This is a genomic window from Falsiroseomonas algicola (assembly GCF_011040385.1).
Classification (GTDB): domain Bacteria; phylum Pseudomonadota; class Alphaproteobacteria; order Acetobacterales; family Acetobacteraceae; genus Falsiroseomonas; species Falsiroseomonas algicola.
This window is the reverse complement of sequence record NZ_JAAIKB010000005.1, coordinates 57,299-69,553: the sequence shown is the minus strand read 5'-3', so window position 1 is coordinate 69,553 and position 12,255 is coordinate 57,299. Positions and strand designations below refer to the sequence as shown.

The 12,255-nt window shown below is 70.1% G+C and carries 12 protein-coding genes; 4 read left to right on the top strand and 8 right to left on the bottom strand.

Annotation, left to right across the window (positions count from 1 at the left end; all coding sequences use genetic code 11):
* Positions 1-7: 7 nt before the first annotated feature.
* The 3 genes from G3576_RS13915 to G3576_RS13905 are packed head-to-tail and all read right to left on the bottom strand — an operon-like array spanning position 8 to position 3,665.
* Positions 8-928: a 50S ribosomal protein L11 methyltransferase gene (locus G3576_RS13915; RefSeq protein ID WP_235951926.1), complete on the bottom strand. Its 921-nt coding sequence runs from the start codon at positions 926-928 to the stop codon at positions 8-10.
* Entirely contained in the window at positions 928-3,159 is a 2,232-nt protein-coding gene (locus tag G3576_RS13910; protein WP_164695019.1) for an ATP-dependent helicase, read from the bottom strand. The genes G3576_RS13915 and G3576_RS13910 overlap by 1 nt, the downstream gene beginning before the upstream one ends.
* Positions 3,150-3,665 (bottom strand): pentapeptide repeat-containing protein, encoded by a 516-nt coding sequence (locus tag G3576_RS13905; protein ID WP_328729098.1) that lies wholly within the window; start codon positions 3,663-3,665, stop codon positions 3,150-3,152. The genes G3576_RS13910 and G3576_RS13905 overlap by 10 nt, the downstream gene beginning before the upstream one ends.
* Positions 3,666-3,692: 27 nt before the next feature.
* Between G3576_RS13905 and G3576_RS13900 the strand changes: the two genes are divergently transcribed.
* Positions 3,693-4,640, top strand: coding sequence for a hypothetical protein (locus G3576_RS13900; RefSeq protein ID WP_235951924.1), 948 nt, complete (start codon positions 3,693-3,695; stop codon positions 4,638-4,640).
* Between the two features lie 79 nt (positions 4,641-4,719).
* The gene (locus G3576_RS13895) at positions 4,720-5,127 is read left to right on the top strand and encodes a hypothetical protein (RefSeq protein WP_164695016.1); all 408 of its coding nucleotides are present in this window, start codon (positions 4,720-4,722) and stop codon (positions 5,125-5,127) included.
* A 70-nt stretch (positions 5,128-5,197) separates the two neighbouring features.
* Here the strand turns inward: G3576_RS13895 and G3576_RS13890 are convergent, their stop codons facing one another.
* Entirely contained in the window at positions 5,198-6,172 is a 975-nt protein-coding gene (locus G3576_RS13890; RefSeq protein WP_164695015.1) for a tripartite tricarboxylate transporter substrate binding protein, read from the bottom strand.
* A gap of 116 nt (positions 6,173-6,288) precedes the next feature.
* Positions 6,289-7,221, bottom strand: coding sequence for a methylenetetrahydrofolate reductase [NAD(P)H] (metF, locus tag G3576_RS13885; protein WP_164695014.1), 933 nt, complete (start codon positions 7,219-7,221; stop codon positions 6,289-6,291).
* Positions 7,222-7,429: 208 nt separating this feature from the next.
* Between metF and G3576_RS13880 the strand changes: the two genes are divergently transcribed.
* Together G3576_RS13880 and G3576_RS13875 are read left to right on the top strand one after the other, a co-directional pair.
* Positions 7,430-8,254 (top strand): MlaA family lipoprotein, encoded by an 825-nt coding sequence (locus G3576_RS13880; protein WP_164695013.1) that lies wholly within the window; start codon positions 7,430-7,432, stop codon positions 8,252-8,254.
* A gap of 32 nt (positions 8,255-8,286) precedes the next feature.
* The gene (locus G3576_RS13875; RefSeq protein ID WP_235951922.1) at positions 8,287-8,922 is read left to right on the top strand and encodes an MlaC/ttg2D family ABC transporter substrate-binding protein; all 636 of its coding nucleotides are present in this window, start codon (positions 8,287-8,289) and stop codon (positions 8,920-8,922) included.
* 25 nt (positions 8,923-8,947) lie between these two features.
* Here the strand turns inward: G3576_RS13875 and G3576_RS13870 are convergent, their stop codons facing one another.
* The 3 genes from G3576_RS13870 to G3576_RS13860 form a co-directional block, all read right to left on the bottom strand.
* Positions 8,948-9,472 (bottom strand): GNAT family N-acetyltransferase, encoded by a 525-nt coding sequence (locus G3576_RS13870; RefSeq protein WP_164695011.1) that lies wholly within the window; start codon positions 9,470-9,472, stop codon positions 8,948-8,950.
* A 4-nt stretch (positions 9,473-9,476) separates the two neighbouring features.
* The gene (gene ettA, locus G3576_RS13865; protein ID WP_164695010.1) at positions 9,477-11,156 is read right to left on the bottom strand and encodes an energy-dependent translational throttle protein EttA; all 1,680 of its coding nucleotides are present in this window, start codon (positions 11,154-11,156) and stop codon (positions 9,477-9,479) included.
* A gap of 246 nt (positions 11,157-11,402) precedes the next feature.
* Positions 11,403-12,209, bottom strand: a complete 807-nt coding sequence (locus G3576_RS13860; protein ID WP_207622824.1) for an enoyl-CoA hydratase — start codon at positions 12,207-12,209, stop codon at positions 11,403-11,405.
* Between the last annotated feature and the right edge of the window lie 46 nt (positions 12,210-12,255).

Here is a 12,255-nt window from a genome sequence, read left to right as displayed (position 1 = left end):
GCATGTTTCAGCGTTTCCGCAACACAAGGGTTGTCCAGGCGCCCTGCGGCAGCATGCGTTCCAGCACCATGCCGCGCCGGCGATGCGCGGCCAGCACCATCCGCGCCTGGGTCCCCAGCAGCCCCGCCAGGATGGCCGTGCCGCCGGGCGCGAGCCCGACCGACATGGCACACGCCATGGAACAGAGCGGCCGCGCGAGGATGTTCGCAAAGACGACGTCGTAGCGCCGCCCGGCCTTCACATGCCGGTCCCGCCAGCCATCGGCGAGCCTGGCCCGCACCAGGCCGCCCACGCCATTCATCCGCGCATTGTCCTGCGCGACGCGGACGGACCAGGGCTCGATGTCGGTGGCCAGCACCGGGCGCTTCAGCCGCTTGGCCGCGGCCATGGCGAGGATCCCCGACCCCGTGCCGAGATCGAGCAGCCGCCGCTTTGGCCGCCGGTCGCGCGACACTTTTTCAAACGCGATCAGGCAGCCGCGGGTCGAGTTGTGCTCGCCGGAGCCGAAGGCGATGCCGGCATCCAAGGTCAGCACCGTGCGACCGTAGAGGCGGCGTGGGGCCACATGGGTCGGCCGCACCAGCACATCGCCGCCGATCGGCATTTCCTCGAAGGTCGAGAGCGTGCGGGCCAGCCAGCCCTCGGCCTCGACCGGGGCGACCTGCAGCGCGGGCTGCTCGACGCCGGCCATCAGGGAAGCGAGGGCGAGGGCGCCGGTGAATTCGTCGTCCGGCGTGCCCTGGGGGCGCACGCCCTCCACCCGCCAGGTGTCGCTGGGCTCGTCCTTGAACAGGGCGACAGAGCGGCAATGCGTCAGGAAGGCGGCCTCGAAGGCCGGCACGGCGTCCTCCGGCAGGCCCTCCATCCAGATGGTCTCCAGCGGATCGGCGCGCCGGTCCCGCTGCATCGAATACACGTCTCTCGCCATCAGACGTCGCTTGCCTTCTGCACGAACCGGTCCAGCACCCGCTTCTCCCCGGCATGGTCGAATTCGATGTCGAGGCGGTCATCCTGCACCGCGGTGACGGTGCCGTAGCCGAATTTCTGGTGGAACACCCGCTCCCCCTTGCCGATGCCACTCGCCTGGGCGGGGCGTTCCTTTACCTCCCAGGCGCCGGCCTCGATCACGCGCGGCCGGCGCGCCATCAGCCCCTGCTGGCCGAGAAAGACGGAGGGCGTGTCGGCCATCCGATGCGCGCGCATCTGCGCGGCGCCCTCCCGCTCGATCGCCTCGGCCGGCAATTCGTCGAGGAAGCGGGAGGGCAGCGAGGAGGTCCAGTTGCCGTAGATGCGGCGATTGGCCGCGTGGCTGATCACCGCGGTCTTCCGCGCGCGGGTGATGCCGACATAGGCCAGGCGCCGCTCCTCCTCCAGCGACTTCTCGCCGCCCTCATCCATGCTGCGCTGGCTGGGGAAGAGCCCCTCCTCCCAGCCCGGCAGGAAGACGGTGTCAAATTCCAGGCCCTTGGCGGCGTGCAAGGTCATCAGCTGGATGCGCTCGGCCTCCGCATTCTCATCCGTCTCCATCACCAGCGCGACATGGTCGAGGAAGCCGGCGAGCGAGGGATAGTCGCCCATCGCGCGCAGCAGCTCCTTCAGGTTCTCGAGCCGGCCCGGCGCTTCCGCGCTGCGGTCCTGCTTCCACATGTCGGTGTAGCCGCTTTCCTCCAGCACGGTCGCGGCGGCGACGACATGGCCTTCCTTCTCGTTCAGCGCGCGCCAGCGCGCGAAGCCGCGCATCAATTCCCGCAGGGCGGTGCGCGGCTTGGGCTTCAGCGCCTCCGTCTCCGCCAGGCGTTCGGCGGCGATGGCCAGCGGCACGGATTGTGCGCGCGCCGCCTCATGGATCGCGCGCATGCCGCTGTCGCCGAGCCCGCGCTTCGGGACATTCACGATGCGCTCGAAGGCCAGGTCGTCGGCGGGCTGCTGCAGGACGCGGAGATAGGCCATGGCGTCGCGGATTTCCGCGCGCTCGTAGAATTTCAGCCCGCCGACCACGCGATAGGGCAGGCCGAGGGTGATCAGGCGTTCCTCGAAGCTGCGCGTCTGGAAGCCGGCGCGGACCAGGATCGCGATCTCCGACAGCGGGTGGCCGGAGCGCCGCGCGGCCTCGATCCGCTCGCCGACCATGCGCGCCTCATCCTCGCTGTCCCAGAGCGACACCACGCGCACCTTTTCGCCGCAGGCATCGTTGCGGCCGGAGCGCAGCGTCTTGCCGAGGCGGCCGGTGTTGCGGGCGATCAACCCGGCGGCGGCGGCGAGGATGGGCTTCGTCGAGCGGTAGTTGGATTCCAGCCGCACGATGCGCGCGCCGGGAAAATCCTTCTCGAACCGGAGGATGTTCTCGATCTCGGCGCCGCGCCAGGAATAGATGGACTGGTCGTCATCGCCGACGCAGCAGATGTTGCGGCGATTGGGATCCTCATGCTGGGCGAGCAGCCTCAGCCAGAGATACTGCACCAGGTTCGTGTCCTGGTATTCGTCGACCAGGATGTAGCGGAAGCTGCGGTGGTAGTCCGCCAGCACGTCGGGCCGCGTGCGCAGGATCTCCGTCATGTGCAGAAGCAGGTCGCCGAAATCGGCGGCGTTCAACTCGATCAGGCGCTTCTGGTAGCCCGCATAGATCTCGCTGGCCCGGTTGTTGGCGTAGTCGCTGTCCTCGGCCGCCGTGATGCGCTGGGGCGTCAGGCCGCGATCCTTCCAGCGCTGGATCACCGCCATCATCCCCGGCGCGGGCCAGCGCTTGCTGTCGATGTTGGCCGCCGCCATCACCTGCTTCAGCAGGCGCATCTGGTCATCGGCATCGAGGATGGTGAAGTTGGTCTGCAGGCCGACGATCGCCGCGTGCCGCCGCAGCATCCGCGCACAGAGCGCGTGGAAGGTGCCGAGCCAGAGGCCCTCCACGGGCCGGCCGATGATGGCGGCGACGCGTTCGCGCATCTCCCGCGCCGCCTTGTTGGTGAAGGTGACGGAGAGCACCTCCCACGGCCGCGCCTTGCCGGTCATCAGCAGATGCGCGAAGCGCGTGGTCAGCACGCGGGTCTTGCCCGTGCCGGCGCCGGCCAGCACGAGCAGCGGCCCGTCCAGCGCCTCCACCGCTTCCCGCTGCTCGGGATTCAGGCGGGTGATGTAGTCGGGCGCGGGCGCGCTCATTGACATGTGCCAACGCTCCCGGCCGCGCAGCGGCGCTGCCCATCCGTCCAGACCGCGCCATCCAGGATGGCGCTGGAAAAATCGGCGCCGTTGAGGTCGGCCCCTGTCAGGTCCGCGCCCGTGAGGTCGGCGCGGAACAGCCGCGCGCCACGCAGGTCGGCGCGGCTGAAAATCGCGCCGCGCAGCACGGCGCGGGTGAAGTCGGCGTTGCGGAGCGTCGCTTCCGTCAGATCCGCGCCGGTCAGGTCAGCGGAGACGAAGCGCCCCTCGACGGCGTCCACGCCCACCATCCGCGCCCGCATCAGTCGGCTGCGCTGCAGCGAGGAATCGCGCAGGACGCCGCGGCTGAGATCGACGCCCGTCAAATCTCGCCCGTCCAGCAGGCACCGCCGCCACACGACCTCCGGCGCGGCCGGGGAAGTGCAGGCCGCATAGGCCGGGACCGCGAGGAGCAGCGCGGCGAGGACGAGGGTGGGGAGATGACGGGGTTGCACAAGCCGGATATAGAACACGGAGCGAACAACTCCAACCACGCGGCCTTGCGCATCCTCCTCGCCCCCTTCGAATGGTCGGCCCGGCATGGCGGTGCGCTGCTGGGCTTCGGCGTCTTCGCCGGCGTGATCTTCCCGCCCTTGGCCGCCGCGACGCGGGACCTGGTCTCCCCGGGTGTGTTCTGCCTGATGACGCTGGTGCTGCTGCGCGTCGATTTCGTGCAGGTGCTGGCCTATCTCCGCCGGCCGCTGATGGTGGCCGTGCTGCTGGTGTGGCTGCTGCTGGCCTGCCCGCTGATCGTCTTCGCCATCACCCGCGCCGTCGGGCTGGACGGGGCGCTCGGTGCCGCGGTCGTGATCATGGCGACCGGCTGCGCCGCCACCTCCTCCCCCGCCTTCGCGCGGCTGGTGGGGCTGGATGGGGAGATCGCGCTGGTCGTCTCCGTGCTCTCCACCCTGCTGGTGCCTTTCATCGCGCCGCCGCTCGCGCTCGGGCTGCTGGGGATCGACCTGGCGATCTCCCTCTCGGCGTTGATGACGCGGCTGGCGCTGGTGGTCGGGCTGCCGCTGGTGCTGTCGCTGGCGATCCGCCGGCTGGCGGGGCCGGAGCGCCTGGCGCGAACCGGGCGCGCGGTGGACGGCGCGGTGGTGCTGCTGGTCGTGCTCTACGGCTTCGGCGTGATGGACGGGATGCAGGCGAAGATCCTGGCGGAGCCGCTCTGGGTCGCGGGCGGCATCGCCCTGGCCTTCGCCGGCAATTTCGGACTGAACATCCTGACGGCACTGGCCATGCGGCCGGTGGCGGGCACGCGGGTCGCGCTCTCGGCCGGGTTGCTGTCGGGCAACCGGAACATGGCGCTCTACATCGCGGTGCTGCCGGCGGCGACCGATCCCAGCATCCTGCTGTTCTTCGCGCTCTGCCAGTTTCCGCTCTTCCTCAGCCCCTTCCTGCTGAAGCCGGTCTATGAGGCGCTGCGGGCCCGGGGCGTGCGGTAAGGGGCGTCCGCTGAAGGGCGTTCCCAGTCGGCGCGCGGCGGGTCTAGGCTTCCCCCAACCCTGAGGAAGCGACGCGCGCATGACCTGGCCGAACCCCGCCCGCCCCGGCGAACCCGCCGATGCCAACCGGCCCTGGCACTGGGTCGCCCGCGCGGATGACGGCGGCGCGGCGCCGCTGCCGATCGGCTGGAACGGCGCGCTGCGGGCCTGGATGGTGTGGGACGGCAGCCAGATTTCCGCCGCCGAGGCCGCGCAGCGCTTCACCTATCTCGGCCCCTGCCTGACGCCCGAGGAGACGCGCGCGGCCATGGCCGCGCAGGCGACGGCCGCGGAGCCGCGCGGACTGGCGGCGCTGGCGGCCTCCGCCGAGCCGCCGCCGCCGCCGGCCATGATCTACAGGAAGGACGCGGTGCGGATGCACCTGATGATCTTCGCCGGCACGCTGGTGGCGACGCTCTTCCTGGCGGAGAAAGTCGTTCGCTGGTGAGTCCCGGGGAAGGCGCTGCCTTCCCCGGACCCCATCCGCCAGGCCCGAGACGGGCCTGGACCGTCGTCAGTCAGCCGGCATTCTGGGGCTGGACGCCGGCGGCGCGCGCTGCGGCGCCCCATTTCTCCATCTCGGCCTGCACGAAGGTCCGCGTATCGTCGGGGTTGGAGACGACGACCTCCGCGCCGAGCTGCCGGTGGCGCGCCACCACGTCGGGGCGCTGCACGGCGGCCGTGATCTCCCGGTGCAGGCGGTCCAGCACCGGCGGGGGTAGGTTCGCCGGGCCCATCACCATGCCCCAGGTGGAGGCCTCGAACCCCGCCACGCTCTCCCCGATCGTCGGCACGTCGGGCAGCTGCGGCGCGCGGGTGGCGCCGGTGGTGGCCAGGGCCTTGAGCGTGCCGGCCTGGATATGCGGCAGCGCGGCCGGCACCGTGTCGAACATGATGTCGACGCGCCCGGCAATCAGGTCCGGATGCGCCTGGGTCGATCCGCGATAGGGGACATAGGTCATCTCGATCCCGGTGCGCTGGGCGAAGAGCACCGGGGCCAGGCGCACCACCCCGCCCGTGCCGGCAAAGGTCACATGCCCCGCCGGGTTGCGCTTCGCATGCGCCACCAGCTCGGCGGGCGTGGAGGCCGCGAAGTTCCGCGCGGCGCAGAGCACCAGCGGCGTCTTCGTCGTCAGCGTGATGAAGGTGAAGTCCCGCATCGTGTCATAGGGCAGCCGGTAGAAGGCCGCATTCACGGGATGGCCCACGGAAACCAGGGCCAGGGTGTGCCCATCGGCGGGGGATCGCGCCACGGCCTCCGTCCCGATCACCCCATCGGCGCCGGCGCGGTTTTCCACCGGCACGGCCACGCCCATGGCGGTGGCCATGGGGTCGGCGATCAGCCGGGCCGTGATGTCGGACACGCCGCCGGGCGTATAGGGCACGACGATGCGGACGGGCCGGGCGGGAAAGGCCTGGGCCTGGGCCAGGCGGCCACCAAGGGCCAGGGCCGGCGCGGCCAGCAGGGCCGCGCGGCGGGTGATCAGGGTCATGGGGCGCTTCCTCCTCCGGTCTCACGCCGGCCCAGCGATGCTGGACCCGGCGCGGCGGCAGGGGAAGGTCGTTCCGCCCCGGCGGGGTAGCCTGGAATGCCCCTCGGGCTTGCGCCCTAGGCCGCCTTCGGGCGCGCCCCCAGCAGATGCGCGATGGCGTAGGTCAGGTCGGCGCGGTTCAGCGTGTAGAAATGGAACTCGTCCACCCCGTTGGCCTGCAGCAGCCGGACCTGTTCGGCGGCGATGGCGGCGGAGACCATCCGCCGCGTCTCCGCATCCTCGTCCAGCCCCTCGAACAGCTTGCCCATCCAGGCGGGGACGGAGGCGCCGCACATCGCGCTGAATTTCTTCACCTGGGAGAAATTCGACACGGGCAGGATGCCCGGGACGATGGGCACCGTGATGCCCGCCGCCGCACACCGGTCGATGAAGCGGAGGTAGATGTCCGTGTCGAAGAAGTACTGGGTGATCGCGCGCGTCGCGCCCGCGTCGATCTTGCGCTTCAGGAAGTCGAGGTCCGCGCTGGCCGAGGCCGCGGCGGGATGAGTTTCCGGATAGGCGCCGACGCTGATGTCGAAATCGCCGATGCGGCGAAGCCCCCGCACCAGGTCCTCGGCCTGCGCATAGCCGCCGGGATGCGGCGTGTACTGGCTGGCGCCGGCGGGCGGATCGCCGCGCAGCGCGACGATGTGGCGGACCCCGGCCTCCAGATAGGCGCGCGCGACCTCATCCACCTCAGCGGTCGTGGCGCCGACGCAGGTCAGGTGGGCGGCGGGGGTCAGGCTGGTTTCCTTGGCGAGCCGGGCCACCGTGTCATGCGTGCGCGTCCGGGTGGTGCCGCCCGCGCCATAGGTGACGGAGACGAAGCGGGGGCCGAGCGGCTCCAGCCGCCGGATCGCGGCCCAGAGGGACTGCTCGAGGGCCTCGTTCTTGGGTGGGAAGAACTCGAAGGACAGCTTCGGTGGCGGCATCTCGCTCGGCACCGGAAGACCGGCGACGCGGGGGCCTGTCAGCCAGCGCTGCAGGGTGCCGGGATAGGCCTGGTCCATCGGTCCGTTCTCGCATCCATCACAGCGGAGTGTCCCGCCGCCACGCGGAAAACCCCTGGTTGATATGACCGTTCGTAACTTCGGCGGCACCGTTGTTCCGTTGCCCGCCCGCGCCGCATATAAGGGGAACCCTGCGTCCCAGGAAGGGCTGGGCCGCACGGGGAGGTTGTGCCCCGCCATTGCCCTCGGAGGTCCAGGTTTGAGCCGCATGACGCAGAACCGCCAAGGCATGATGGCGAAGCGCCTAGGCGCGCCCGTGCTCGCCCTCGGACTGGCGCTTGGCCTCTCCGCCTGCGCCACCCGCCCCGATCCTGCGGATGCGGAGGCCGTCGCGGAATTCAACGCCACCAACGACCCGCTGGAGCCGCTGAACCGCGCTTCCTACTTCGTGCATGACGGCATCGACACCCTGGTGCTGCGCCCGGCGGCGGAGGCCTACCGGATCTTCCTGCCGCCGGAGCTGCGCACCGCCATCCGCAACGTGCTGGCCAATCTCCGCACCCCCGTCATCCTGGTGAACGACCTGCTGCAGGGCGACACGCAGCGCGCCGCCACCACCATGGGGCGCTTCCTGGTCAACACCACGGTCGGCATCGGCGGCATCTTCGACCGCGCGACCGATTTCGGCCTGCTCGGCCATACCGAGGATTTCGGCCAGACCCTGGCCGTATGGGGCGCGCCGGAAGGGCCCTACCTCTTCGTGCCCGTGCTCGGCCCCTCCAACCCGCGGGACCTGGTGGGCACCGGCGTCGATACCGCCCTCCATCCACTGACCTGGACCGGCAATAGCGGGGAGACGCTGGAAGCCATCACCATCACCCGCACCGCGCTGACCGCCCTCGATACCCGCGAAAGCCTGATCGAGACGGTGGACCAGGTGAAGGCCAGTTCACTCGATCCTTATGCGACGATCCGCAGCGCTTATCGCCAGCGGCGCGTTGTGGAGATCCGCAACCAGGGTGGCGCCCCTGCCGCGGCGCGCGGGACCGGCTTTGGAGTCGGGACCGGCGTGCCGCAGCAACAGCAGCGCTGAGCGTCCCCTGCACGCCCGAACAGATGGACCGGATGATGCATTCCCTTGACCGCCGCAGCCTGCTGATCGCCGCCGCCGGCATGGCCCTGATGGGCCGGGCCGCGCAGGCCCAGCAGATCGACCCCGCCCGCGCCACCTCCTTCATCCAGCAGACCGGGGAGGAGCTGGTGCAGGCGATGAACGCCGTGGGTTCGCCCGTCGCGCAGCGGCGCGAACGGGTGGCCGCGGTGCTGCGCCGCGCCGTCGACGTGGAGGGCGTGGGCCGCTTCATCCTCGGCCGCTTCTGGCGGACTGCCTCCCCCGATCAGCAGGCCGAATATCTCCGGCTGTTCGAGGAGATCCTGATCCGCAACCTCTCCGCCCGCTTCGGCGAATACCAGGGCGTGCGCTTCTCGCTCGGCCGCAGCCAGGCGCGGACGGAGGAGGACGTGCTGGTCAACACCGTCGTGGAACGCCCTGGCAGCCCGGCCTTCGGGCTCGACTGGCGCGTGGCGGAAGTGGGCGGCGCGCCTCGGGTGGTGGACGTGATCGCGGAGGGCACCAGCCTGCGCCTGACAACGCGAAGCGAATACAGCAGCGTCATCAGCCGCAACGGCGGCAACGTCGCCAGCCTGCTGACGGCGATGCGCCAGCAGATCCAGCAGCTGGCCTCCCGCGAGGGAGGCTGAGAGCGGGGGGCGCCCGGAGCGCCCCTCAACCCGGCGGGAAGGCCTCGAAGACCAGCATCTCCCGCCCGCGATACTGGAAGCGATCGCATTCCGTCATGCCGAGGTCGGTCAGCACCGCGCGGCTGGCGTGGTTGCCTTCCCACGCGACGGCCACGATGCGGGCCAGGCCGCGGCGGAAGCCGAAGGCCAGCGCGGCCCGCGCGGCTTCCCGCGCATAGCCCTTGCCCCGGCAGGACGGCCAGAGCGCGAAGCGTACCGCGACGCCCCGCCCATCCGGCCGTTCCATGAGCCCGGTGATGCCGAGGAACTCGCCCGTGCCGCGCTCGAACACCGCCCAGGTGCCGTAGCCCCGCACCAGCCAGAACTCCATGTCGTCCTCAAGCTCCTCCCGCGCCCGCTCCGGGGAGCGGGTGCCATGGAGCATGAGGCCGAAGGCGGCCTCATCCGCCTTCAGGCGGATCAGGTCGGGCAAATTCTCCGGCGCCACGGGACGGAGCGAAAGCCGCTCCGTCGTGATGCCATTGCCTTCCGCCAGACGGGCGGGAACCAAATCCCTACCGGACCAGCGGGCGGTACTTGATGCGGTGCGGCTGGTCGGCCGCGGCACCGAGTCGACGTCGCTTATCCGCTTCGTAGGCCTCGAAGTTACCCTCGAACCACTCGACGTGGCTGTCGCCCTCGAAGGCCAGGATGTGGGTCGCCAGGCGGTCGAGGAACCAGCGGTCGTGGCTGATCACCACGGCGCAGCCCGCGAATTCCTCCAGCGCATCTTCCAGCGCGCGCAGCGTGTCGATGTCGAGGTCGTTGGTCGGCTCGTCCAGCAGCAGGACGTTGTGTTCCCGCTTCAGCATCTTGGCCAAGTGGACGCGGTTGCGCTCACCACCCGAGAGCACGCCGACGCGCTTCTGCTGGTCCGCGCCCTTGAAGTTGAAGGCGGCGACATAGGCGCGGGACGGGATGGTCCGCTTGCCGATGGTGATCTGGTCCATGCCGTCCGAGATCTCCTGCCAGACGGTCTTGTCGTCCGCCAGGCTGTCGCGGGACTGGTCCACATAGCCGAGCTTCACCGTGTCGCCGACCACCAGGCTGCCGCCATCCGGCGTCTCCAGCCCCGTGATCATCTTGAACAGCGTGGACTTGCCGGCGCCGTTCGGCCCGATGATGCCGACGATGCCACCGGGCGGCAGCTTGAAGTTTAGGTTGTCGATCAGCAGGCGGTTGCCATAGCCCTTGCGCAGCTGGTCGGCCACGATGACCGTGTTGCCGAGGCGCGGCGCGGGGGGGATGACGATCTCGGCCTCGCCGCCGGCCCGCTCATTCTGCTTCGCCAGCATCTCCTCATAGGCCGCGATGCGGGCCTTGGACTTGGCCTGGCGCGCCGCGGGGCTGCGGCCCATCCATTCCTGTTCCTTGGCGAGCTGGCGCTGGCGGGCGCTCTCCTCCCGCTCCTCCTGCTGCAGGCGCTTGCGCTTCTGGTCGAGATAGGCGGAGTAGTTGCCCTGGTAGGGGAAGCCCCGGCCGCGATCGACTTCCAGGATCCAGTTGGTGACGTTGTCGAGGAAGTAGCGGTCGTGCGTGACGATCAGCACGGCGCCCTTGTAGTCCTTCAGCGTCTGTTCGAGCCAGGAGACGGATTCCGCGTCCAGGTGGTTCGTCGGCTCGTCCAGCAGCAGCAGGTCGGGCTTTTCCAGCAGCAGCTTGCACAGCGCGACGCGCCGGCGCTCACCGCCCGAGAGATGGCCGACGGGGCTGTCGAAGGGCGGGCAGCGCAGCGCGTCGAGCGCGATCTCGATCCGCCGGTCGAGCTCCCAGCCCTCCGCGGCCTCGATCTTCTCCTGCAGCTCCGCCTGCTCGGCGAGGAGGGCATTCATCTCCTCCTCCTCCATCGGCTCGGCGAACTTCTCGGAGATCTCGTTGAAGCGGCGGAGCTGCCCGGACAGCTCCGCGAAGGCTTCCATCACGTTCTCGCCGACCGTCTTGTTCGGGTCGAGCTGCGGTTCCTGGGAGAGGTAGCCGACGCGCGCGCCCTCCGCCGCCCAGGCCTCTCCGCCATATTCCTTGTCCTGGCCGGCCATGATGCGCATCAGCGTGGACTTGCCGGCGCCGTTCGGGCCGAGCACGCCGATCTTCACGTCGGGGAGGAAGGAGAGGGTGATACCCTTGAAGACCTCTCGCCCGCCCGGATAGGACTTGGTGAGGTCTTTCATCACGTAGACGTACTGCCAGGCGGGCATTGCTTCGGCTTCCGGAGGACGGGCGGGAGGGCGGGGTTTTACCGCGCGGGGGACGCCGCTGCAAACCGGGTTGCCCGCGGGGGAACGCCGTTCCCCCGCACCAACCATTACACGCAGGGGGACGCTGTCCCCCTGCACCCCCGGCCAAGGGCCAGCGGGCCCTTGGAACCCTGGAATTGACGATGGTCCAGGGGGGTCTCCCCCCTGGCGGATGGGGTCCGGGGAAGGCAGCGCCTTCCCCGGGACTCACCGCCCCTTGAACTGCGGCGGCCGCTTCTCGAGGAAGGCCTTCCGCCCCTCATTGTAGTCCTCGCTCGCGAAGCAGGCCTTCACCATGGCGTCGCAGGCGGCCTCGTTCGCGGCGCCGCGATCCTTCAGCGCCTCGCCGACGATGAACTTCACGCTGCCGACCGTCAGCGGCGCATTGCCCGCGATGGTCTTCGCGTAGTCCAGCACGAAGTCCTCGAGCTTGTCGTTCGGCACCACGCGGTTCACCAGGCCCATGATGCGGGCCTCCTCCGAGGTCCACTTCTTCGCGGTGAAGAAGATCTCCTTCGCGAAGGAAGGGCCGACGAGATCGACCAGGCGGCGGATGCCGGCCAGCGGATAGCCGAGGCCGAGCTTGGCCGCGGGCACGCCGAAGCTCGCCGTCTCCCCGCAGATGCGCATGTCGCAGCAGACGGCGAGCGCGGTGCCGCCGCCGATGCAGTGGCCCTGGATCATGGCGATGGTGGGCTTCGGGCTTTCCGCCAGCGCGTCATAGACCTTGGCGGTCTGCGCCTGGTAGGCAGCGACGGCCGCTTCGCCGCTGCGCTCGCTCTCGAACTTCGAGATGTCGGCGCCGCTGACGAAGGCCTTGCCGCCCGCGCCGTTGACGACGATGACGCGCACCGCATCATCCGCCTTGAAGTCGGCCAGGATACGCTCGGCGGCCTGCCACATCTCCATGGAGACAGCGTTGTGGCGTTCGGGGTTGTTGAAGGTCATCCAGCCGATGCCGTCGGCCTTGCGGGCCAGCATCTTCTCGCTGCCGGTCACGAGCATTCCGTCCATGGACGTCGATCCTTCCTGCGGATGGGGAGCGGGTGGGAACCCCCAC